The 23,037-nt window shown below is 36.9% G+C and carries 22 protein-coding genes; 6 read left to right on the plus strand and 16 right to left on the minus strand.

Features of this window, described 5'->3' with window-relative positions:
* The first annotated feature begins 37 nt into the window (after positions 1–37).
* The 4 genes from B045_RS0100430 to B045_RS0100445 all read left to right on the plus strand — a co-directional run bounded on the left by B045_RS0100430 (position 38) and on the right by B045_RS0100445 (position 5,343).
* Positions 38–2,536 carry an FtsK/SpoIIIE family DNA translocase gene (locus tag B045_RS0100430; RefSeq protein WP_018462289.1) on the plus strand — a complete coding sequence of 833 codons (2,499 nt, stop codon included), beginning with the start codon at positions 38–40 and terminating at the stop codon, positions 2,534–2,536.
* A gap of 114 nt (positions 2,537–2,650) precedes the next feature.
* Positions 2,651–3,259 (plus strand): LolA-like putative outer membrane lipoprotein chaperone, encoded by a 609-nt coding sequence (locus tag B045_RS0100435; RefSeq protein WP_018462290.1) that lies wholly within the window; start codon positions 2,651–2,653, stop codon positions 3,257–3,259.
* Positions 3,260–3,261: 2 nt separating this feature from the next.
* Positions 3,262–4,203, plus strand: coding sequence for a hypothetical protein (locus B045_RS14060; protein WP_018462291.1), 942 nt, complete (start codon positions 3,262–3,264; stop codon positions 4,201–4,203).
* Positions 4,204–4,206: 3 nt separating this feature from the next.
* Positions 4,207–5,343 carry a GH25 family lysozyme gene (locus B045_RS0100445; protein WP_238311968.1) on the plus strand — a complete coding sequence of 379 codons (1,137 nt, stop codon included), beginning with the start codon at positions 4,207–4,209 and terminating at the stop codon, positions 5,341–5,343.
* A gap of 503 nt (positions 5,344–5,846) precedes the next feature.
* On the opposite strand, the gene leuB is transcribed toward B045_RS0100445, so the two are convergent.
* From leuB to dnaB, 6 genes are all read right to left on the minus strand, one after another.
* A complete protein-coding gene (leuB, locus tag B045_RS0100450) occupies positions 5,847–6,908 on the minus strand; it encodes a 3-isopropylmalate dehydrogenase (RefSeq protein ID WP_018462293.1) in 1,062 nt (353 codons plus the stop codon).
* 22 nt (positions 6,909–6,930) lie between these two features.
* Positions 6,931–8,472 carry an alpha-isopropylmalate synthase regulatory domain-containing protein gene (locus B045_RS0100455; protein ID WP_018462294.1) on the minus strand — a complete coding sequence of 514 codons (1,542 nt, stop codon included), beginning with the start codon at positions 8,470–8,472 and terminating at the stop codon, positions 6,931–6,933.
* A complete protein-coding gene (leuD, locus tag B045_RS0100460; protein ID WP_018462295.1) occupies positions 8,451–9,041 on the minus strand; it encodes a 3-isopropylmalate dehydratase small subunit in 591 nt (196 codons plus the stop codon). The genes B045_RS0100455 and leuD overlap by 22 nt, the downstream gene beginning before the upstream one ends.
* Before the next feature lie 10 nt (positions 9,042–9,051).
* Positions 9,052–10,443: a 3-isopropylmalate dehydratase large subunit gene (leuC, locus tag B045_RS0100465; protein WP_018462296.1), complete on the minus strand. Its 1,392-nt coding sequence runs from the start codon at positions 10,441–10,443 to the stop codon at positions 9,052–9,054.
* A 30-nt stretch (positions 10,444–10,473) separates the two neighbouring features.
* Positions 10,474–11,976 carry a 2-isopropylmalate synthase gene (locus tag B045_RS0100470; RefSeq protein WP_018462297.1) on the minus strand — a complete coding sequence of 501 codons (1,503 nt, stop codon included), beginning with the start codon at positions 11,974–11,976 and terminating at the stop codon, positions 10,474–10,476.
* Between the two features lie 309 nt (positions 11,977–12,285).
* Entirely contained in the window at positions 12,286–13,815 is a 1,530-nt protein-coding gene (gene dnaB, locus B045_RS0100475; RefSeq protein WP_018462298.1) for a replicative DNA helicase, read from the minus strand.
* A gap of 176 nt (positions 13,816–13,991) precedes the next feature.
* On the opposite strand from dnaB, the gene ispE reads away from it, so the two are divergent.
* Both ispE and B045_RS0100485 read left to right on the plus strand, forming a co-directional pair.
* The gene (gene ispE, locus B045_RS0100480) at positions 13,992–14,831 is read left to right on the plus strand and encodes a 4-(cytidine 5'-diphospho)-2-C-methyl-D-erythritol kinase (RefSeq protein WP_018462299.1); all 840 of its coding nucleotides are present in this window, start codon (positions 13,992–13,994) and stop codon (positions 14,829–14,831) included.
* A gap of 2 nt (positions 14,832–14,833) precedes the next feature.
* Entirely contained in the window at positions 14,834–15,334 is a 501-nt protein-coding gene (locus tag B045_RS0100485; RefSeq protein ID WP_018462300.1) for an NUDIX hydrolase, read from the plus strand.
* A 280-nt stretch (positions 15,335–15,614) separates the two neighbouring features.
* Here the strand turns inward: B045_RS0100485 and B045_RS14995 are convergent, their stop codons facing one another.
* The 10 genes from B045_RS14995 to ftsY all read right to left on the minus strand — a co-directional run bounded on the left by B045_RS14995 (position 15,615) and on the right by ftsY (position 22,783).
* The gene (locus B045_RS14995) at positions 15,615–15,773 is read right to left on the minus strand and encodes a DUF4295 domain-containing protein (RefSeq protein ID WP_018462301.1); all 159 of its coding nucleotides are present in this window, start codon (positions 15,771–15,773) and stop codon (positions 15,615–15,617) included.
* Between the two features lie 25 nt (positions 15,774–15,798).
* Entirely contained in the window at positions 15,799–15,987 is a 189-nt protein-coding gene (gene rpmG, locus B045_RS0100495) for a 50S ribosomal protein L33 (protein ID WP_018462302.1), read from the minus strand.
* Positions 15,988–15,992: 5 nt separating this feature from the next.
* Complete coding sequence (rpmB, locus tag B045_RS0100500; RefSeq protein WP_018462303.1) at positions 15,993–16,256, minus strand: 50S ribosomal protein L28; 264 nt, start codon at positions 16,254–16,256, stop codon at positions 15,993–15,995.
* Between the two features lie 130 nt (positions 16,257–16,386).
* On the minus strand, positions 16,387–16,887 hold the full coding sequence (locus tag B045_RS0100505) for a CinA family protein (RefSeq protein WP_018462304.1): 501 nt from the start codon (positions 16,885–16,887) through the stop codon (positions 16,387–16,389).
* Between the two features lie 5 nt (positions 16,888–16,892).
* Positions 16,893–17,924, minus strand: coding sequence for a tRNA (adenosine(37)-N6)-threonylcarbamoyltransferase complex transferase subunit TsaD (tsaD, locus tag B045_RS0100510; RefSeq protein WP_018462305.1), 1,032 nt, complete (start codon positions 17,922–17,924; stop codon positions 16,893–16,895).
* A gap of 28 nt (positions 17,925–17,952) precedes the next feature.
* Complete coding sequence (gene map, locus B045_RS0100515) at positions 17,953–18,813, minus strand: type I methionyl aminopeptidase (protein ID WP_018462306.1); 861 nt, start codon at positions 18,811–18,813, stop codon at positions 17,953–17,955.
* Between the two features lie 101 nt (positions 18,814–18,914).
* Positions 18,915–20,231 (minus strand): HU family DNA-binding protein, encoded by a 1,317-nt coding sequence (locus tag B045_RS0100520; RefSeq protein ID WP_238311970.1) that lies wholly within the window; start codon positions 20,229–20,231, stop codon positions 18,915–18,917.
* Positions 20,224–20,517: an HU family DNA-binding protein gene (locus B045_RS0100525; RefSeq protein ID WP_018462308.1), complete on the minus strand. Its 294-nt coding sequence runs from the start codon at positions 20,515–20,517 to the stop codon at positions 20,224–20,226. Before B045_RS0100525 ends, B045_RS0100520 begins: the two co-directional genes overlap by 8 nt.
* A 6-nt stretch (positions 20,518–20,523) precedes the next feature.
* On the minus strand, positions 20,524–21,822 hold the full coding sequence (gene rimO / locus B045_RS0100530) for a 30S ribosomal protein S12 methylthiotransferase RimO (RefSeq protein WP_018462309.1): 1,299 nt from the start codon (positions 21,820–21,822) through the stop codon (positions 20,524–20,526).
* Positions 21,823–21,832: 10 nt separating this feature from the next.
* The gene (ftsY, locus tag B045_RS0100535) at positions 21,833–22,783 is read right to left on the minus strand and encodes a signal recognition particle-docking protein FtsY (RefSeq protein ID WP_018462310.1); all 951 of its coding nucleotides are present in this window, start codon (positions 22,781–22,783) and stop codon (positions 21,833–21,835) included.
* Between the last annotated feature and the right edge of the window lie 254 nt (positions 22,784–23,037).

Genomic DNA, 23,037 nt, shown 5'->3' on the forward strand with positions numbered 1-23,037 from the left:
TCAGCTAATTTTGCATTAAATTCAATAATAAAAGCACATGGCAAGAAAAAAATCTGACCGCAAACCAAAAAACATAGGAGAAGCAGTTGGCTTTAGAAATATTTTTAACAGTGAAAAAACAGACTTCCTTTTAGGCCTGGTTTTGTTGTTATTGGCAATATATACTATTATTGTGATGGTATCATATTTGTCGACTGGTCAAGCCGATCAAAGCTTGTTAGATAATTTGCGTCCAGGTGAATGGATTAACACAAACAAAGAGTTTGCAAATTATGGAAGTTCCATAGGTGCAATTTTAGCATACGAGCTGATGTATGTTAACTTTGGATTGCCTTCTTTTCTGATACCTGCATTTATAATACTTGCAGGATTGAAGATGATGTCTATATATAAAATCAATCTATGGAAATGGTTCTTCGGAACAATGCTTGTAATGATTTGGAGTTCAGTGACTTTTGCTAAGTTCTTGACTCCTATTATGGGTAATTTCGTTTTCAACCCTGGTGGAAATCATGGACTTTATTGTGTGCAGCATCTTGAAAATATTGTGGGCCCTCCTGGACTTACTGTAATACTATTTTTTACAGCAGTTGCTTTCCTTACATATCTTAGTGCAGAGACTATCCAAGTGGTAAGAAAAGCGATGAATCCGGTGAAATATCTCACTTCAAAAGTTAAGTTTACTGTAACAAATCACGAGCCTAAAACTGAAAATACAGAAATAGACACAGAAAGTAATAATGAGGCTGACGTAGAAAAAGAGCCTCAAAATACGATTGACATACCTGAAAATATGCCAGAGGACATCCCTTCACCTATTGTTGATCTTACAGACTTTGGAAATGTGACAAGTACTAAGACAGACAACTTGCCAGAAAGCGTATCACCAGCAGCTGTAGTTACTAAAATAGATGATAACGATGCCAGTGCCAACAAATTGACAATTGAAATCGCTAAGGATGAAGAAAAAGTTGACGGAAAGGAAGTCAATGTTGAACAAATATTAAGCACACCTATAGACCCATTAGAGCCTTTCACAAGATATAAGAAGCCTACACTTGATCTTCTAAAGAAATATGACAACGATGGCAAGCCAAATGTTGACATGGAAGAAATAAAGGCAAACAACGCAAGAATTGTTGAAGTTCTTAATAGTTTCGGGGTCTCTATAAAGGAGATTAAAGCAACTGTAGGTCCTACTATTACATTGTATGAGATAACACCTGCTGAAGGAGTAAGAATATCAAAGATTAGAAATCTTGAAGATGATATAGCATTGAGTCTTTCGGCGCTTGGAATCCGTATAATTGCACCAATTCCAGGAAAAGGTACTATTGGTATTGAAGTCCCAAACAATAAGCCACAGATAGTTTCGATGGAAAGCATCCTGAATTCAAAGAAATTTAAGGAGACGAAAATGGAATTACCACTTGCTCTTGGTAAGACTATTACCAACGAAGTATTTATGGTAGATTTGGCTAAGATACCACATTTACTAGTTGCTGGTGCAACTGGACAAGGCAAGTCTGTTGGTCTGAATGCCATCATTACTTCCCTACTCTATAAAAAGCATCCTAACGAACTTAAATTCGTTCTTGTGGATCCTAAGAAAGTAGAATTCAGTGTATATCATAAGATAGCAGACTATTTCATGGCTTGTCTCCCTGAAAATGACGAAGAGCCAATAATCACTGACGTAACGAAGGTTGTCAGGACTCTTAACAGTCTCTGTGGGCTTATGGACCACAGATATGATTTACTAAAGATTGCCGGAGCAAAAAATTTAAAAGAATACAACGCTAAGTTTGTAAATCATAAGCTTGATCTCACAAAGGGACATGAGTACATGCCATATATAGTTGTGATCATTGATGAGTTTGGCGATTTGATTATGACAGCCGGAAAGGAAATAGAACTTCCTATAGCCAGAATAGCACAGTTGGCTCGAGCAGTAGGTATCCACATGGTGATTGCAACCCAGAGACCTACTACAAAGATTATCACTGGTAATATCAAAGCCAACTTCCCTGGACGTATGGCTTTCCGTGTAAGTTCACAAATTGACTCACGCACCATCCTTGACCGTTCGGGAGCTAACCAACTTATAGGACGTGGTGACCTATTGTTCCTTAATGGAAACGAACCTGTTCGTGTGCAATGTGCATTTGTTGACACTCCTGAAATTGAGAACATCAATGAGTACATATGTGGACAACCTGGTCCAGTTGAACCGATGGAATTGCCAGAGCCAGTTGATGACGGTAATAATGGCAGTATAAACGCAGGTAATACTGATATTTCTAATCTAGATCCATATTTTGAGGAAGCAGCACATGCGATTGTACTTTCCCAACAAGGTTCAACAAGTATGATACAAAGACGCTTCTCAATAGGATATAACAGAGCAGGACGATTGATGGATCAACTTGAGCATGTAGGAATTGTCGGTTCTGCTCAAGGAAGTAAACCTCGTGAGGTTTTAATCCAAGACGAAAATCAACTAAACACCCTACTCCTTCAACTAAGAAGTGAATAAATAAATTAAATAGGATTTAAATGTTTCAAAAGTTAGATAAAATTTCTGCAGAATCATTTAAATCCTATTTATATTATATACCTTTGCATAAAACATAAAATAAACAAAAAAGTAATGAAAAAAATTGCTCTTATTTCATTAATGATGCTACTCACTTTATGTGTGTCAGCTCAAAACGCGGCTCAGGCAGCAAGAATACTAGACAAAACAGCTAGTGTTGTTGGAGGCAAAGGAGGCGCAAGTGCTAACTTTTCAGTCAGTGGCAAAAGCCTTGGCGCAGCATCAGGAACTATTGCCATAAAAGGTAACAAGTTTTATGCCCACACCCCAAAGACCACAGTATGGTTCAATGGAAAAACACAATGGACATACATGAACACAACAAACGAAGTTAATGTAACAAATCCTAATGAAGCAAAACAGGCTCAGATGAATCCATATAAGTTCATTACTATATATAAGACTGGATATAATCTAAACATGAAATCTGTTGGTGGTTCTTACCAAATACACATGACTGCCCAAAACAAGCAACGTAGTCTTCAGGAACTTTACATTACAATCAACAAGAAAACATATACTCCTAGTAATGTTAGAATGTTGCAAGGCAAGAACTGGACAATAATTAATATAACAAACTTTAAGGCAAGAAATCAGAGCGACGATATATTCTCTTTCAATTCAAAGGACTATCCAAAAGCTGAAATTATTGACTTGAGATAAAAATGAAAATAAAAAGCACTATTGTCTATATAGCTTTGCCGGCCATTGTGGCTGCTTTAGCTATATGGACAATTTTAAGAATATGGCCAGATGATAATAAAAGTTCATTGGCTTCAGTGGTTAAAATAGATTGTAAGCGCCATTATGTCTTAACTGATAAAAATGGACACAGTCTATTTTTTGCATTTATCAATGCAGACAGTCTTATGGAAGGACTTACATGGGACAAAGGAAATATCATAAATAACGAAACCGAATCTGAAGGATTTTGGATAAATCAAAGCTGGCTCTATCCTTCATGCGAAGGAAAAATAATATCGTCTATCAGTGATACAACAGATATCAGAATAAAGGATATCGCCCCAAAGAGCATTGTTGAGCGACAGATCGAGTATTTTACTAAAGAGAACAAAAAAATAAATCAGAAACAAAGCGAACTTAAATACTATCTTAGAGTTCACGGAGTTCAAGATGAAGGCTACAACATGGTGGCTAAATATGCTACAAGAATGCACGCATATAAAGACTCCATAAACAAGGAAATCTCTATTCTTAAAGGAATACAGAAATCTAATAACATAAAGATATATATTAAAGATCAATATATAGCAACTTACAAAAACAAGGACAAACAAAATATAAAGCAAGTTTGCTATTTGATAAAGAAGTCTTTAGCTAGCAGAATACAGTTGTTAAGTAATTACAATCAGACAACGCCTCATGACGTAAATGCGGTAAGTATTATGCCATGGAAAAGTGATAAGAAGAAAAAGATTATGGCTGTAAGCTATAAATTCGAAACTCCATGTCCTGAAGAAATTGCTGATAACGGTTCTGCCATATATACAGAGACACTCTTCCACAAGGGATTATTTGCAGGAATAAAAACTTCAAATGGCGTTATTTGGAGAGAACAAATACATACCTTTATTAATAACAAATAAAAATTGAAAAAATTACATATATATATAGTGATGTCATTTACTCTACTATGCGCTGCATGTGGAGAAATGAATGTTGGTAAAAAGTTTAGTTACGGAATCATTAAACAAGACCATTCTATATATAAGGGCATCATAAATAAAGGTAAGAAAGATGGTAAGGGAGTCTTTACGGATTCTCTTAAACGAACATTTACTGGTATCTGGCATAATGATACATTAACTAGTGGTACCCGCATTGATTCAACTGGTATATACATTGGACAGCTTAATGCCAATGGTAATGCTTCCGGACATGGTATTTACAAGTCTAAAGATGGTTTCATATATGAAGGACATTGGGAAGATGACCAAAAAGATGGATTTGGTATGGCTATACTTTCCAACAACAAACTAAAGATTGGTGAATGGAAAAGCAACAGATACAAAGGTGAGCGTCCTTACTACACAAGCGAACGAATATACGGAATCGACATATCAAAATACCAGCATATCGTTGGCAGAAAAAGATATAAAATAAACTGGAACCAATTACGTATAACGAGTCTTGGGACTTTAAGTAAGAAGCGAATTACGGGGAAAATCAACTACCCAATAAGCTTTATATATATAAAAAGTACAGAAGGGAAAAAACTTTTCAATCCATACTACAAAAAAGATTATCATGCAGCCAAAGCTAGAGGCTTGTATACAGGAACTTACCATTACTTTTCTCCTAGTATACCTGCAAGACTACAGGCATATAATTTTCTTAAACGATCATATGTTAGGAAGGGAGATCTTCCCCCGGTACTTGATGTAGAACCCTTACCATCACAGGTAAATAAGATTGGTGGTGCAGGTGTACTATTCAAGAACATAAGGATATGGCTCAGAATTGTAGAACATAATACAGGAAGTAGACCTATTCTATACATAAGCCAATCATTTGTAAACAGATACCTACCATTAGCACCAGACTTAGAAAGGGACTATCTTGTATGGATAGCAAGATATGGAGAATACAAACCCGATGTGCATTTGGTATATTGGCAGTTATGCCCTGACGGAAAGGTAAATGGAATACATCCTAAGGTCGATATAAACGTATTTAATGGCTACAAAGGTGAATTCAATAAGTTTGTCTCTAAGCATACGCTATAAAGAATACGTATGAGACATATCATCTTTATGATGAATAAAAAATACAGCTCGCTAATATATATTAAGAAATAATATCAGCGAGTTTCTGTTTACCAATATCACTTTATTTCATTGTAAAGTAATTCATCTAGCGCTTTATATAATGGGATATCATATCTTTTACATGTAATTCTAACGTTATCATATTTATAGAAACTACTATCACACACAACAGTTATCTTTTTTGAATGTGCAAACAAACCTAATTCTAACAAAGAAATGTGTGTGCACGTACATTATATAAGCAGAAATGGATGACGTGGCTAAGACGTAGCTCATCGAAGCTAAATTTTGCAAGCTATGTCTCGCCTTCCCCCTCTGTTTAAAGGCTTTATAAAAGATGTCGGAGCTTTCCGTAGCTAAAAACGCGAAAAGCGCTAGGGACAATGCCTAAATATACAAAATCAAATCGCCACAATAGTTATTACACTACTGTGGCGATTAAATATTTACAGATATATCTATTAATTATTCTTTATATAATCAGCTATCCATTTTCCAACTTCTGTAGTTCCGTAAGTATTGCCATTTTCAACCTGAATTTCAGGAGTACGTACATTTGCGTCAAGACTTGCATTTACAGCCTTACGGATAAGTTGTCCCTCTGTGTTAAGTCCGAAGTGCTCAAGAAGCATTGCAGCAGAAAGAATCTGAGCAATAGGATTAGCAATATTCTTGCCTGTCGCCTGAGGCCAACTTCCATGAACAGGTTCAAACAAAGGAGTATGCTCACCAAGACTTGCAGATGGCTGAAGTCCCATAGAACCAGTAATACAACTTGTTTCATCTGTAAGAATGTCACCAAATGTGTTTTCGGTTACGATAACGTCAAAGAAAGTAGGCTCTGTAAGAACACGCATTGATGCATTATCTATGAACATGTAATCTGTGTTTACTTCAGGATAAGATGTTTCCATTTCCTTAGCAATCAATCTCCAAAGACGACTTGAAGCAAGAACATTTGCCTTGTCAACAACTGTAAGGTGCTTATTACGCTTCATCGCTGTATCAAAAGCAACCTTCAAGATGCGTTCAATTTCTGGGCGTGTATAGATGTCTGTATCATATGCCTTGTCATTATCCTGATACTTCTCACCAAAATACATACCACCAGTAAGTTCACGAATTACAACAAAATCAGCCCCCTTCAACAATTCATCCTTCAAAGGAGACTTATGAAGAAGACACTCAAAAGTAGCAACAGGACGCACATTAGCAAAAAGGCCTAACTTCTTACGCATTGCAAGCAGACCCTGTTCTGGACGAACCTTAGCAGATGGATTATTGTCAAACTTAGGATCACCTACAGCAGCAAATAAAACAGCATCAGCATCCATACAAACATTAAACGTATCTTCAGGAAAAGGATCTCCAACTGCGTCAATAGCATGAGCACCGCAAAGAGCCTCAGTATATGTAAACTTGTGGTTAAACTTATCTGCTACCTCATTTAATACAGCAACACCTTGTTTCATTATCTCCGGTCCGATACCATCACCGGCCAAAACTGCAATCTTTAAATTCATTATATTATATTTTAAAATTCATTTATCTACTTTCTGGATTCTCAATCATATTGAGCATCTTTATAGTTGCCTTAATGGCAGCCTCTGTCTGATCGGCATCAAGTCCTCTTGTACGGAACATTTTACCATCACTTTTAATCCATGTAATAATTGTCTGCACCAAAGCATCCGTACGTCCGCCAGGAGGAATACTTACCTGATAGTTATCCAGCAGCGGAAAATCTCTATTGAGATTATTCTTGTAGACTTTACGTAATGCCTTAACAAATGCATCATATTGTCCGTCACCAGTAGAGTCAGCTTCGTAGCAAACATCATTTATTGACACTTTAAGACTTGCTATAGGCCGCAAGCCATAAGAAGTTGAAACCATGTAACTTACCAATCTCACTTTTTCATCAGGAATACTATGTTTCAACACATCAGAGACAATATATGGCAAGTCCTCCTGAGTAACTAATTCTTTTCTATCGCCAAGCTGAGTTATGCGCTGAGTCACGGCCTTTGTCTGTTCCGGAGTAAGCACGAGTCCTAGTTCATTAAGATTCTGAGTAATATTTGCTTTACCAGAATTTTTACCAAGGGCATATTCACGATGACGTCCAAATCTTTCAGGAACCAAATCATTACAATATAGTTTATCTTTATTGTCACCATCTGCATGAACACCAGCAACCTGGGTAAAAACATTATCACCAACAATAGGAGTATTTGGTGCTACAGCAATACCACTGTATCCCTCTACAAGATGAGTAATATACACCAAGGATGTCTCGTCAATATTTGTAGAGAAGTCATACATATCCTTCAATACAACATGCACAGACGACAATGGAGCATTACCACATCTCTCACCCAATCCATTTACAGTGACATGCAAGCCTTTAACTCCTGCCTTAACTGCCGCAAGTGAATTAGCAACAGCCAGATCATAGTCATTATGAGCATGGAAATCAAAATTCACATCAGGATAACGTTCCACTACCTGACTGATATAATCCATTGTCTGAGTAGGGCTCAATATTCCTAATGTGTCAGGCAAAAGAAAACGACATATATTCTTGTCATGAAGAGAATCTATAAGCTTAAAAACATATTCGGGTGAATCCTTCATACCTGAAGACCAGTCCTCAAGATAAAGATTTACCTGCATATTAGAGTTTTTGGCATAATCAAGTACTTCTACTATATCATGAACATGTTCATCTATCGTTTTCTTCAGCTGCAATTCGCAATGCTTCAAACTACCTTTAGCCAAAAGATTTATGACACGACAACCACAATCATGTATCCAATCAACCGACTTATTACCATCAACAAAACCAAGAACCTCAACTTTATTGAGCACACCGTTAAGTTCGGCATAACGGCAAATCATGCGTACAGCATCCTTTTCACCTTCTGACACACCTGCAGAAGCTATCTCTATACGATCAACTTTTACATCAGACAATAAAGCACGAGCTATCATCAGCTTCTCATGAGGGAGAAAAGACACACCGTTGGTCTGTTCTCCATCACGAAGCGTGCAATCCATTATTTCTATTTGTTTGCGTTCTCCCATGATTCAACCTTATCACGATTCTCCACAAGGAAGTCTACATCATCAAGACCATTCATAAGACAATGTTTCTTATATCCGTTTATTTCAAATCGCTCACTCTTTCCTGTTTTTAAATTAGTAACAACCTGATTTGGTAAATCTACCTTCACCTCCATTTTGTTATCTTCGTTTATGCTATCAAAAAGTTCCTGAAGGAAGCCTTCTGACACAACTACAGGAAGCACAAAATTGTTAAGTTCATTATTTTTATGAATATCAGCAAAAAAAGAACTAATTACGACTCTGAATCCATATCCAGCAATAGCCCAAGCTGCATGTTCACGAGATGAACCTGAACCAAAGTTCTTACCAGCTACAAGTATGACTCCACTGTATCTAGGATCGTTTAAAACAAAATCTTTCTTTATAGAACCATCCTTATTATATCGCCAATCACGAAATAAATTATCACCAAAACCTTCTTTATCTGTTGCTTTTAAAAAACGAGCCGGAATTATCTGGTCAGTATCCACGTTCTCTAACGGCAATGGAATACAAGTTGATGTTATAACGTTAAATTTCTGTTTCATAATTATTATATTAAAGAGTTCGTGGATCTGTTATTTTACCCGTTATAGCTGCAGCTGCAGCTATTAGTGGAGAAGCAAGTATTGTACGTGAACCAGGTCCCTGTCGTCCTTCAAAGTTACGATTACTTGTCGAAACAGAATACTTTCCTGCAGGAATCTTATCATCATTCATTGCAAGGCAAGCAGAACATCCAGGTTGGCGAATTTCAAAGCCAGCAGCTTCAACAATCTTGTCAATACCCTCTTCGCGAATTTGCTTATCAACAAGCCAGGAACCAGGAACAAGCCAAGCCGTTACATTATCAGCCTTTTTCTTTCCTTTAACAATATTCGCAAAGGCACGGAAATCCTCAATTCTTCCATTGGTACATGCACCAAGGAAAACGTAGTCAATAGCATGACCAAGAAGTTTCTCACCAGGAGCAAATCCCATATAGTCAAGACTCTTCATGAATGAAGCTTGCTCTTTCTCATCTATTGTATCAAGAGTCGGTATTGTTTCATCAATAGCAATACCCATTCCAGGATTAGTACCATAAGTTATACGTGGTGCAATGTCAGAAGCATTAAAATTCAATTCCTTATCAAATATAGCATCGTCTCCGCTCTTTAAAGTTTTCCAATAAGCTAACGATTTGTCCCATTCTTCTCCTTTTGGAGCATATTCACGACCTTTGATATATTCAAAAGTCTTTTCATCAGGAGCGACAAAACCTCCACGTGCTCCCATCTCGATAGATAAATTGCATAAAGTCAATCTACCTTCCATAGACATATCACGCACTACATGACCGCTATATTCTACAAAATAACCAGTTGCCCCACTAGTAGTAAGTTTGCTCATCAAGTAAAGAGCGACATCCTTAGCTACAACATTAGGACTGAGTTTTCCATTGATGTTTATCCTCATACTCTTTGGCTTCTGCTGAAGAATACATTGAGAAGCCATAACCATTTCTACCTCTGATGTGCCAATACCGAAAGCAACAGCACCCATTGCTCCATGAGTTGAAGTATGAGAATCACCACATACGATTGTCATTCCTGGCAAAGAGAGTCCCTTCTCAGGACCGACCACATGGATTATACCATTATCTTTGGTATTCATCTTAAACTCTTTCAATCCAAAGTCATCACAGTTCTTGTCAAGCGTGTCAAGTTGTTTGCGTGATATAGGATCTTCAACAGGTTTATCCTGATCATGAGTAGGTGTATTATGGTCTGGCATACAATATATCTTGTCAGATCTAAAGCACTCCAATCCTCTTGCACGCATTCCTGCAAAAGCCTGTGGTGAAGTTACTTCGTGACAATAAAGACGATCTATATATAGTTGTGTAGGACCATCTTTAATGGTCTGAACAACATGTTTGTCCCAAATCTTGTCAAATAATGTATTCATAAATATGTGTATTTATTATTATTACCTAAATTAGCAAATCTTAAACTTATTGATGCAATCTATGTATGCCTCTACACTGGCAGTTACAATATCTGTATCAGCACCAAAACCATAATATACATGACCGTCGTATTCTACCTGCATGTGAACTTTACCAACATCATCAGAGCCCTTATCTATTGCCTGAATAGTAAACTCTTTCAGGGTCATCTTCTTCTGTATGATTTTCTTCAAAGCCTTGATAGCTGCATCTACTGGACCGTTGCCAGAAGATGCTTCTTCAAACTTCTGACCAGATAAGTCAAGTCCAATGCTTGCAACGCTCTTTACGCCCTTACCTGTAGTTACCTGTAAGTAATCAAGTTTAACTCCATGAGAATCAGTCTGGTCTGCGCCAGCCAACATCATAACATCCTCATCGCTAACCTCTTTCTTTTTATCAGCCAACTGTAAGAATTTCTTATATAAATTATCAAGTTTTTCCTCGTCTTCAATATCAATGCCATTTACATGCAGACGATATTTCAAAGCTGCTCTTCCTGAACGAGCAGTCAATACTATTGAATTATCATCTAAACCAACATCCTTTGGATTGATTATTTCATAAGTCTGTACATTCTTCAATATACCATCTTGATGAATACCACTTGAATGTGCAAATGCGTTACGTCCAACAATAGCCTTGTTAGGTTGCACAGGCATATTCATCAAGCTAGACACCATTCTAGACATTGGAACAATCTTATTTGTATTGATATTCGTGTCAATGTTGATGCCCTTATGACACTTAAGTATCATAGCAATTTCTTCAAGGGCAGTGTTACCAGCACGCTCTCCTATTCCATTTATTGTTACTTCTACCTGACGCGCACCATTTAATACTCCTTGAAGTGTATTTGCAGTAGCCATACCTAAATCGTTATGACAATGAGTTGAAAGTATAGCTTTATCAATACCATTAACATGTTCCATAAGATACTTAATCTTATTTCCATATTCATCAGGAAGGCAATAACCTGTTGTGTCAGGGATATTGACAACAGTAGCACCAGCTTTAACAACAGCCTCTACCACTCTTGCCAGATATTCATTATCTGTTCTACCTGCATCTTCTGCGTAAAACTCTACATCTTCTACGTATTTTTTTGCATAGCTAACAGCAGCAACTGCACGCTCAATTATCTCTTCTCTATTAGAGTTGAATTTATACTTGATGTGTGAATCACTAGTTCCTATTCCTGTATGGATACGCTTATGTTTTGCATATTTTAGAGCATCAACAGCACAATCAATATCTTTTTGCACAGCTCTTGTCAAGGCACATATTGTTGGCCATGTAACAGCTTTGGAAATTTCAACAACAGAATTAAAATCACCTGGAGATGATATAGGGAAACCAGCCTCAATAACATCTACTCCCAACTGCTCAAGAGCCTTAGCAACCTGTATTTTCTCAACAGTATTCAACTGGCATCCTGGCACCTGTTCACCATCTCTAAGAGTGGTATCAAAAACAAACAATCTGTCACTCATATATTTGTATATTTAATTATTTCACAATGAAAAAGCCTTTCACACTTACACGGAAGTGAGAAAGGCTTTAAATATCTTTTTACATCATCTATATGCGCACCTTACCACTTCCACTCACTTTTTGAAGTCGAATTCGAATAATAATGCTCAATATGTTTAGAGATGTAATCATATACTATTTTGTATTTATGGGTGCAAAGGTAATGATATTTTCTAAATACACAAAAGAATTAAAACATTTTTATCTAAAAATCTTTCATATTGCTACTTTTAGTAACTTTTTAAATCGTTTTTATTATTAATTTCAAATTAGAAAGGCATGTTATCGCCTTGAGGAATAGGTGGCATATCACCAAATGGATTGTCTTGAGGAGCAGCATCACCGTTATTCATCTTCGAGCCAATAATCTCTCCACCACCCTGAGGTAGGCCATAAGATTCTTCTGGATTCTGGAATCTAGTATATTCACCCTTAAATGTAAGCAATACGTCACCAGTGGCACCCTTTCTATGCTTTGCAATAATGATTTGAGCTTTTCCACGAAGATCGTTTCCCTTTTCATCATTGAAAATATGATAGTATTCAGGACGATGCACGAAAAGTACCATATCGGCATCCTGCTCGATGGCTCCTGATTCACGCAAGTCACTAAGCTGAGGACGCTTACCTTCAAGTCCATCACGATTTTCAACCGTACGATTCAACTGAGAAAGTGCAAGAATTGGAATATTCAATTCCTTTGCTAATCCTTTTAATGATCTTGATATTGTTGAAACCTCCTCCTGACGGCTACCAAACTTCATACCGTTAGCATTCATCAACTGAAGGTAGTCAATCATAATAATCTTAACCCCTTTTTCACGTGCTAACCTACGGGCTTTGGTACGGAGTTCGAATACTGACAAACCTGGGGTATCATCCACATAAACTGGAGCACCTGTCAACTTTCTAAGATTCTTGTCAAGACGTTCCCATTCATCAGGAGTAAGCTGTCCGTTCAGCATTTTACTACCCGCAATCTCACAAGCATTAGAGATCAAACGGTTTACAAGCTGAACGTTGTTCATTTCCAGAGAGAAGAACGCAATAGGAATTCTATAATCAACAGCTATATTCTTTGCCAAACTAAGTGCGAAAGAAGTCTTACCCATGGCTGGACGTCCAGCTATAATTACAAGGTCACTATTCTGCCATCCACTTGTCATTTCATCTAACTGAGTATATCCGGTTGGAACACCAGTCAAACCACCAGTATTTGCTGAAGCCTTTTGCAAGATGTCTATAGCCTGTTGAATAACAGGATCTATCTGAGTATAGTCCTGCTTCATATTCTTCTGTGATATCTCAAACAATGTACCTTCGGCCTCCTGCATCAATGCATCAACGTCAACGGTATCATCAAAAGCTTTTTCCTCAATCCTACTAGCAAACTGAATAAGCTGGCGAGCGAGAAATTTCTGTGCTAAGATATGAGCGTGATATTCCACATTAGCAGAAGATGCCACGTGAGCACTGATATCCAGCACGTAACCAGGACCACCAATATCATCAATAGCACCTTCCTTTTTCAGTTCTTCGGTAACAGTCATGATATCAACAGGGCGCTCACTCATGTTCAGGTTTTGAATAGCCTGATATATTTTTTGGTTCCTTGGCTCGTAGAAAGTTTCAGGACGTATAATCTCTGAAATCATTGAAAATGCATCCTTGTCTATCATTAAAGCACCGAGTACCGCTCTTTCGATGTCTGTAGCCTGTGGTTGAAGATGACCATAAGTAGTATCTATTGGGGTAGAAGTCTTACGTTTTTTAGTATTATTACTGTTATTTTCTGCCATATATTAATGATTTGTGACAAAGGTAATAATTTTTTTGTTTATATAATATTATGGTTATTAGATTTTTTGTATTTTTGCAATAAGATACAACTGCACTCAGCATAACATTCAAACAAGTTTGATGATTATACTCGCATTTGCAATATCTTTGTGTACATAATTAAAAATAAAAAACTATGATTATATTTCCATGTGCCAAAATTAATCTTGGACTGAACATTGTAAGCAAACGTTCCGATGGCTATCATAATTTGGAGACGGTATTCTACCCTATTCCATTATATGATGCTTTGGAGATAAAACATATGGACGAGGAATTTCCATCTGAAAATGATTGCGACTTAAAAGTTACCGGAAATGCTATCGAATGTGATGAAAACAATAATCTTGTTGTAAAAGCCTACAACTTAATAGCAGAAGATTATAAACTTCCACGAGTACATGCTCATCTTTATAAACGCATACCTTCACAAGCTGGTTTGGGTGGTGGATCTAGCGATGCAGCACACATGATTAAACTTCTTGATGAACGTTTCAGACTAAACATAGGTAATGCTGAAATGGAAAGATATGCAGCTAAACTTGGTGCTGACTGTGCATTCTTCATTGGTTGCGAACCATCTTACGCTACAGGTATCGGTGATGAGCTAATGCCAGCAGACGACCCGAAAGGTAATCTTAATGGATACTATATATTCCTAGTTAAACCAGATATAGCGGTTTCTACAAAAGAGGCTTATGCAAACGTTGTACCACGTACTCCTAAAATTTGCTGTAAAGAAATAGTACACCAATCTATATATACATGGAAAGAGCAGTTGGTTAATGATTTTGAATTATCAATATTCACAAATCATCCTGAACTAAGCAACATCAAGAACAAACTTTATGATAAGGGCGCTGTATTTGCTCAAATGAGTGGTAGTGGAAGCTCTATTTACGGTCTGTTCAAAGAGGAACCTAAAGAACTAGAAGGACTGTTCCCTGATTGCTTTACTTTTAAAGCCAAATTATAAATATGAAAGATAATAAAAATGAGATGTTTCCCCTTGTCGATGAACAAGGAAACATTATCGGGGCAATAAGTCGCGGAGAAGCACACAGTGGAAGCAAAAAATTGCATCCTGTAGTACACCTGCATGTTTTCAATAGTAATGGAGATCTTTACCTACAGAAACGTCCTGCATGGAAAGATATCCAACCTTCAAAATGGGATACGGCATGTGGTGGACATATAGATCTCGGAGAAGATGTAAAAACAGCACTAAAACGAGAAGTAAGAGAAGAACTAGGAATAACAGATTTCACACCACAGGATATGGGCCACTACATTTTTGAAAGTGCGCGTGAAACAGAATTGGTTTATGTACACAAAACAATATACGATGGAAAGGTACAACCAAGCAAAGACGAATTAGACGGTGGAAAATTCTGGAGCCGTGATGAAATATTAACCAATATAGGCAAAAATATTTTCACCCCAAACTTTGAAAACGAGTATACGAAGTTTTTCAAATAATCATTACTAGTAGATTATCCGGAACTACTTAAATATTTCAAATATTTTACTTGCTGATTCTTATATTTAGTTCTATTCATAAGCTATAAGTTCTTATCTATTAATAGCAGCCAAGTTATATATAAATAGCAATGCTAATCAAAAGAGAGACTTATTATCTTTCATCAGAAAGTGGCGGTTTTAGAATATATAAGTTGATAAACAACTTATGAAAATATACAAAAATAAAAAGGTTGTAAAGCTAAACTTTACAACCTTTTTTATTTAGTTCTTAATAGAATTACTTCTTAAAGAAATCCTTAACAGCCTCATTAGGAACCATGTGCTCATCAAATATATAAGCACCAGTCTTAGGGCTCTTTACCATCTTTATTACCTTTGAATATGCGCGACCTTCCGAAGAACCTTCATGGAGGGTAGCGACCGCTTTCTTTGCCATATCTTATATGAATTTAAAAGGGTTATTACTTAATCTCCTTATGAAGAGTCATCTTCTTCAGGATTGGGTTGAATTTCTTCAATTCAAGACGCTCAGGAGAATTCTTACGATTCTTTGTTGTTACGTAACGGCTTGTTCCTGGAAGTCCGCTATTCTTCATTTCAGTGCACTCGAGAACGACCTGCACTCTATTTCCTTTAGCTTTCTTTGCCATGATAATTATTCTCCTATTACTTTAATGTCTTTCCATTCGCAATAACCCTTAGAAACAGCCTGCTTCAAGGCAGCGTCAAGACCGACTTTATTAATGAGACGAAGACCAGCAGCACTGGTCTTAAGGCTAATCCAACAATTCTCTTCTACATAGTAGAATTTTTTGTTGAAAAGGTTAACATCAAAGCTTCTCTTAGTATGGTGCTTTGAGTGAGACACATTACAACCTAGCTGTGCCTTCTTTCCTGTAATCTGACAAATCTTAGACATTACTATCTTTAATTTTTGTTTTCGTTTTTTGATACTTATTCCAAACAGGGTGCAAAATTACAAATAATTTTGAATTTTCCAAAATATTTCCCTAAAGAATACTGTTATTTAAGTATTTTTTTGTTTTGAGTTACTCTTTTGGATTTTTCTCTTTGACAAAATCCAAAAATAATCTCAAAGCTTTTCTTGATGCAATAGCAAGATTTATATCTCGTCCAAAGTCTTCTTCCAACTTAAACGTACGTATATCATCCTTGCAACCATATCCTATCCATATAGTACCAACTGGTATGGAAGGTGTACCTCCCGCTGGTCCAGCTACGCCTGTTGCAGAAATAGCATAATCAACATTCAGTGCATCACATGCTCCAGCAACCATTTGCTTGGCAACATCTTCACAAACAGCAGTCTGCTCTTCCAATGTATCATGAGAAACATGCAATAGATTTTCTTTGATCTCGTTTGTATAACTAATTATTCCTCCCTTGAAATAATTACTAGCCCCTGGTACTGCGATTATAGCTTCTGCAATACGTCCACCGGTACAACTTTCAGCAGTTCCGAGAGTAAGGTTATTATCATACAAATATTGCTGTATTTCTTTACTTAATACTTTACTTTCTAATTCCATATCGTTTACTTAAAGGTTACTTTTGAGAAAGCCGGCATATCTATAGAGCCGAAATCCTTATCCTCATATTTAAAATTGCCTACACATGCTATCATAGCGGCATTATCAGTTGTATAGCTGAATTTAGGGATGTATATTGTCCAACCATATTTATCGGCATGCTCACGGAAAGCATTACGAAGACCATTGTTGGCAGATACTCCACCAGCCACTGCAACATGAGTGATTTTAGTGTCTTCTACAGCCTTACGCAATTTTTTCATAAGGATATCTACAATTGTAAATTCCAAACTTGCAGCCAAATCTTGCTTATGATGTTCTACAAAATCAGGGTCCTCACTTACCCACTCACGAAGGTTATATAGAAAAGATGTCTTCAATCCAGAAAAAGAATAATTCAATCCAGGAATATGAGGTTCTGAAAATTTATATGCTTTAGGATTACCCTGACGAGCAAGCTTATCTATGATAGGACCACCAGGATACCCAAGTCCCATGACCTTTGAGCATTTATCAATCGCCTCACCAGCAGCATCATCAATAGTTTGTCCAAGAACCTGCATATCATTATATGCATTTACTTTAACAATCTGTGAATTACCACCAGAAACCAATAGGCAGATAAATGGGAATGGTGGAGCTGTTATATCATCGTCGCTTTCCTTAATAAAATGAGCCATAACATGACCTTGAAGATGATTAACATCTATCAAAGGAATATCCAATGACCGTGCAAATCCTTTTGCGAAATTAACACCAACAAGAAGAGAGCCCATCAATCCAGGACCACGTGTGAAAGCTATTGCACTCAACATTTCCTTTGTAATACCAGCACGCTTTATAGCCTGATCAACTACAGGAACTACATTTTGCTGATGTGCACGTGAAGCCAATTCAGGAACTACGCCACCATAAGCTTTATGAACATCCTGTGAAGCAGTAACATTAGAAAGAAGCACACCATTTTTCAACACGGCAGCAGAGGTATCATCGCACGAAGACTCAATACCTAATATATAAATATCTTTATTCTCCATATATTTCGAATTTCATTTATATTATTTATTAGTATGTAAGGATTTCCACTCCATGCTCTGTCATAACAAATGTGTGTTCCCATTGAGCACTTGGCAATTCATCGCCAGTAACAATCTCCCATTCATAAGGATCGTCAGCATCAAGGAAGACTTTCCATGTGCCTTGATTAATCATTGGTTCAATCGTAAATACCATACCAGGTACAAGTAACATTCCAGAACCTTTATGTCCATAATGCACTACATCTGGTTCCTCATGGATATCCAACCCTACACCATGACCGCATAAATCGCGTACGACTCCATAATGATATTTTTCGGCATGTTTTTGTATTGCGTGACCAATATCACCAACAAAACTATATGGTTTTGCAGCTTCTGCACCAATCTCAAGACATTCTTTTGCAACTCTTACAAGCTGTTCCTTTTCCGGAGTAGTCTTTCCTATGATAAACATTCTGCTAGCATCAGCATAATATCCGTTGAAAATCGTCGTCATGTCTACATTTATGATATCACCTTCCTCAAGAACATCCTCCTCTTTAGGAATACCATGACATACTACCTCATTTATGCTGGTACAAACACTTTTTGGATAGCCTTCATAATTCAAACATGCAGGTGTGGCATCATGCTCCTTACAATAAGCCATGCAAATATCATCAATCTCTTGCGTATTCATACCTACATGAATATTCTTAGCTACCTCATCAAGACAACCAGTATTAATGACACCACTTTTACGTATGCCTTCTATCTGCTCTGGAGTTTTTATGAGATCACGACTAGGCACTTCCTTGCCTTTTTTTTCCCAAGACATCACTTGCTTATCAAGTTCAGTAATTGGCTGACCAGGCAGGCAATGCCATTTTTTCTTCTTAAGAATCATATTCAAATGTTTAAATCGAGCACAAAATTACAATATAAAATCGAATTCAGCAAATTTTTTAATATATCGAAATATATTACCGCCATCGAATTACAGTAACTTTATCTGGAATGTTTATTTTTAAGTTCTGGAATCTTTATGATTTCACCTTCCTTTAATTCCTTTTTGCCATTCATCACCTCTATATAACATTCCATTCCGGGACCGAAATACAATCTACTGATAGAGCTCAATGTCTGACCTGCTTTTACTTTTAGTGTCTTTTGTACTCCTACTATTTTATATGCACCAGTGCGCACACGTGCATCACTATTATTCATTACCGCATATTCATCTGTGACAGCAGGTTTACTCTCCACCTTCACATTATTTTTAGTGATAACATCAGGACTCTTAGCTTTCTCCGTTGACTTCTTTACAACCGGTGCAGGCTTAACTGCCATAGATTTTACAGGTTTAGCTTTCGGCGTAGCTTTGCGTTCCTCTAAACGACTTATCAAACTCTCAATACGACTGTTGCGTTCTGTTACTTCATTATACATATACCACAATGCACCAGCTGATAATATAAATAGTGCAAATATTGAAATAATCAAAAGTTTATTTACCCCTGCGGTATTCTTAACAGGTTCCGATTCATCAGAGTTTTCTTCATTACTGTCAATTTCCTCTAAAGTTTCAATCACATTTTGATTATGATGTTCTAAGACCTTGTCAGCAGCACTTTCAACAACAGGCTCTGGTTCAGGAGTAACTTCTTTTATTTTAATGTCAACAGTTCCACTTTCCTTTTCTGGTTCAACAGGTAGTTCTATGTTCTGTTCAATAGCTTCTTCAGTTTTCTGTCCAACGATACTATCTACAACATCCTTAACTTCGTCGTTAACCGTGCTATTTATTTTTTGCTTTTCTATCTCTTTATCATAAGACTCGGATGAATTATCTTCATTGGTTTTAACAACCTCTTCATCTTTTTGTTCAACTTGTTCCTCTTCTTTTTGCTCAACAGATGTCTCTACAGTTTCTTCAACATCATCAGTCGCATCTTCCGAAGTTTCATCAAGCGGATCATCACCAGTCTGTTCGTCCTGTCCAAAATCAACGCCATCATTAACAACAACTGTTTCGAACTGAGAAAAAGGACGATTAACAAGCTCTTTCATTGCATTATCAGGCGAGAAAGAAATTTTATCTCTACCTTCTATAAGTATTCGCTCTCCTGTGTTTACATCAACACTTTCACGAGGACTTACGCTAGTAACTTTAAACGTACCAAGTCCTTTTATTTTAACGAGTTTATTATCCAAAAGTCCATCATTGACAACATCAATCATCAATGATAAGAATTTCTCGGCATCTGCCAAATCCAACTTTTGCTTATCAGCGAGGATACGAGATAAATCTTTTACGTTACTCATGTGCCTCTCCTCCATTTTTAAGTTTTTCCTTTATAGCCGCAATAGGTTTAAACCCAAGCACTAACTTTGGTGGAACTAACATTTTAAGTCCTGTAACAGGATTAATAACGACTCGTTCCATACGTTTCTTCACTTCAAAGGAACCAAAACCTGACAATGCGACGTTTTCTCCTCCTTCAAAGGCATCACCCATACTCGCAATTACCGTGTTAACAAGCCTTTGGGTATCAGCCTGTGTGTAACCGCTGCGTTGCGCTAATTCTGAAATAAATTCCTTGTTGTTCATGTTAATTTATACTATTTCTCCATAAAGGTCGAATTCTTCACTTGACGTTATCTTGGCATTATAGAAACATCCTACACGCAGTTTCTTGTCAGCAACTTTTATGAGCACTTCAGGATCAACTTCTGGGGAACAATACTCTGTTCTACCAATATAGTATTCACCTTCCTTGCGATCAATGATTACTTTCATCACCTTACCAACTTTTTCTGCTTCAATCTCTGCACTTATATCCTGCTGAACAGCCATAAGAGTATCAAGACGACGTTGTTTTTCATCTTCTGGGATATTGTCCTCATAATGTTCTGCACTATATGTGCCTTCCTCCTCTGAATAGGCGAAAGCACCCATACGTTCAAAACGAGCCCATTTCACAAAATCTACCAATTGATCGAAGTCCTCTTCTGTCTCTCCTGGAAATCCAACCATTAAAGTTGTACGGATGTGAATACCTGGTACTGACTCACGTATCTTAGTGATCAGTTCCATTGTTTCCTCCTTACTTACATTACGATGCATTGCATCTAGCACGTTATTGGAAATATGCTGCAAAGCTATATCAAGATACTTACATACGTTTGGCTTCTCACGAATTACATCCAACAAGTCCAAAGGGAACTGATTAGGATACGCATAATGTAGACGAACCCATTTTACGCCATTTATATCTGCAATATCGCTTATCAAGTCAGCAATATGTCTATGTCCGTCAATATCTACACCATAATAAGTCAGTTCTTGAGCTATAATCTGAAATTCTTTTACCCCACTGGCTACCATTTCCTTAACCTCCTGTAATATCTCATCTTTAGGACGGCTAACATGCTTGCCAGTAATAATAGGAATAGCACAATATGCGCAATGTCTATCACAACCTTCTGCTATCTTAAGATAAGCATAATGATGTGGAGTTGTAAGATGACGTTTACCACTACAAGAAGGAACTTCGGCTTTCCCAAGATCTGACAATAATTGTTTATAATTAAACTTACCATAGAATTTATCAACCTCAGGGATTTCTGTTTCCAGTTCGTCCTTATATCTCTGAGACAAGCATCCCATGACATAAAGTTTGTTTAATCTACCTTCATCTTTTGCTTTAACAAATTCAAGTATCGTATTGATACTTTCTTCTTTAGCTGTTTCAATAAATCCGCATGTGTTAATAACAGCTATTTCACCTTCTGGGCGTTTGCTATCATGAACACAATGATAACCATTTGCTTCAAACTGTTTCATAAGAAGTTCGCTATCAACGAGATTCTTAGAACAGCCCATAGTAATTATATCTATCTGATTTTTCTTCATATGAATGTTTTTAGGCAAACAATGAGTCTACAAATTCCTTACGGTTAAACAACTGCAAGTCTTCCATCTGTTCGCCAAGTCCGATATATTTAACCGGTACTTTCAACTGATCGCTGATACCGATAACGACACCACCCTTTGCAGTACCGTCAAGTTTTGTAATTGCAAGACTTGTAATATTCGTAACTGCTGAGAATTGTTTTGCCTGTTCAAAAGCATTCTGTCCTGTACTGCCATCCAAAACGAGCATAACTTCATCTGGAGCTTCAGGAAGGACTTTCTTCATCACATCCTTTATCTTCTTCAACTCGTTCATTAGTCCTAATTTATTATGTAGACGACCGGCAGTATCAATAATTACGACATCAGCTCCATTAGCCTTTGCGCTTTGAAGAGTATCAAAAGCCACACTAGCTGGATCAGATCCCATTTGTTGCTTAATTACAGGAACACCAGCACGTTCACCCCATATTGATATTTGTTCAACTGCAGCGGCACGGAAAGTATCAGCAGCTCCAAGATAAACCTTCTTTCCTGCATTTTTAAATTGATAAGCCAACTTGCCTATAGTAGTTGTCTTACCCACTCCGTTTACACCAACAACAAGTATCACGTATGGTTTATGATCAGCCGGTAAATCCCAGCTGTCATTATCGTCAGTATTATTTTCAGCTAATAAAGCCGCAATCTCTTCACGCAATATATCATTGAGTTCAGAAGTTGAAACATATTTATCCCGCGCAACCCTTTCTTCTATTCGCCCAATGATTTTCAATGTTGTATCAACACCTACATCACTAGTAATCAGTACTTCTTCCAAATTATCAAGTACTTCATCATCAACCTTAGATTTACCGGCTACAGCACGAGTCAGCTTACTAAAAACACTCTCTTTAGTTTTCTCGAGTCCCTTATCAAGAGTCTCTTTTTTCTTTTTATTGAAAAGTCCGAAAATTCCCATAATTACGTAATTCTTTTGCAAAGATAGTGCAAACGAGTGGAAAAGCAAAGGAAAATCATTTTTTTCTTTGTTTTTAGAAGTACAGCCTATCTTATAATAATAATATTGCATTCATTAATAAACTTACACACTATTATGTGAGCATATAGACTTTTTGAGATATAAGTATCAAATTGGCAATTGATTGACTATAGGCAAGTTAAATGGGATTCATTTGTTTTCACGGCCATACTTTTTGGTTTTAAAACTAAAAA

The organism is Segatella paludivivens DSM 17968 = JCM 13650 (assembly GCF_000373185.1).
GTDB classification, from domain to species: Bacteria; Bacteroidota; Bacteroidia; order Bacteroidales; family Bacteroidaceae; genus Prevotella; species Prevotella paludivivens.

Coding starts and splice junctions, on each gene's coding strand:
- B045_RS0100435 (WP_018462290.1), top strand. CDS start 2,651: ATGAAAAAAATTGCTCTTATTTCATTAATGATGCTACTCACTTTATGT.
- rpmG (WP_018462302.1), bottom strand. CDS start 15,987: ATGGCAAAGAAAGCTAAAGGAAATAGAGTGCAGGTCGTTCTCGAGTGC.
- B045_RS0100485 (WP_018462300.1), top strand. CDS start 14,834: ATGAAAGATAATAAAAATGAGATGTTTCCCCTTGTCGATGAACAAGGA.
- B045_RS0100430 (WP_018462289.1), top strand. CDS start 38: ATGGCAAGAAAAAAATCTGACCGCAAACCAAAAAACATAGGAGAAGCA.
- leuD (WP_018462295.1), bottom strand. CDS start 9,041: ATGAAACAGAAATTTAACGTTATAACATCAACTTGTATTCCATTGCCG.
- ispE (WP_018462299.1), top strand. CDS start 13,992: ATGATTATATTTCCATGTGCCAAAATTAATCTTGGACTGAACATTGTA.
- ftsY (WP_018462310.1), bottom strand. CDS start 22,783: ATGGGAATTTTCGGACTTTTCAATAAAAAGAAAAAAGAGACTCTTGAT.
- map (WP_018462306.1), bottom strand. CDS start 18,813: ATGATTCTTAAGAAGAAAAAATGGCATTGCCTGCCTGGTCAGCCAATT.
- B045_RS14995 (WP_018462301.1), bottom strand. CDS start 15,773: ATGGCAAAGAAAGCGGTCGCTACCCTCCATGAAGGTTCTTCGGAAGGT.
- dnaB (WP_018462298.1), bottom strand. CDS start 13,815: ATGGCAGAAAATAACAGTAATAATACTAAAAAACGTAAGACTTCTACC.
- leuB (WP_018462293.1), bottom strand. CDS start 6,908: ATGAATTTAAAGATTGCAGTTTTGGCCGGTGATGGTATCGGACCGGAG.
- rpmB (WP_018462303.1), bottom strand. CDS start 16,256: ATGTCTAAGATTTGTCAGATTACAGGAAAGAAGGCACAGCTAGGTTGT.
- B045_RS0100525 (WP_018462308.1), bottom strand. CDS start 20,517: ATGAACAACAAGGAATTTATTTCAGAATTAGCGCAACGCAGCGGTTAC.
- B045_RS0100455 (WP_018462294.1), bottom strand. CDS start 8,472: ATGGGAGAACGCAAACAAATAGAAATAATGGATTGCACGCTTCGTGAT.
- rimO (WP_018462309.1), bottom strand. CDS start 21,822: ATGAAGAAAAATCAGATAGATATAATTACTATGGGCTGTTCTAAGAAT.
- B045_RS0100505 (WP_018462304.1), bottom strand. CDS start 16,887: ATGGAATTAGAAAGTAAAGTATTAAGTAAAGAAATACAGCAATATTTG.
- B045_RS0100520 (WP_238311970.1), bottom strand. CDS start 20,231: ATGAGTAACGTAAAAGATTTATCTCGTATCCTCGCTGATAAGCAAAAG.
- B045_RS0100470 (WP_018462297.1), bottom strand. CDS start 11,976: ATGAGTGACAGATTGTTTGTTTTTGATACCACTCTTAGAGATGGTGAA.
- tsaD (WP_018462305.1), bottom strand. CDS start 17,924: ATGGAGAATAAAGATATTTATATATTAGGTATTGAGTCTTCGTGCGAT.
- B045_RS14060 (WP_018462291.1), top strand. CDS start 3,262: ATGAAAATAAAAAGCACTATTGTCTATATAGCTTTGCCGGCCATTGTG.
- leuC (WP_018462296.1), bottom strand. CDS start 10,443: ATGAATACATTATTTGACAAGATTTGGGACAAACATGTTGTTCAGACC.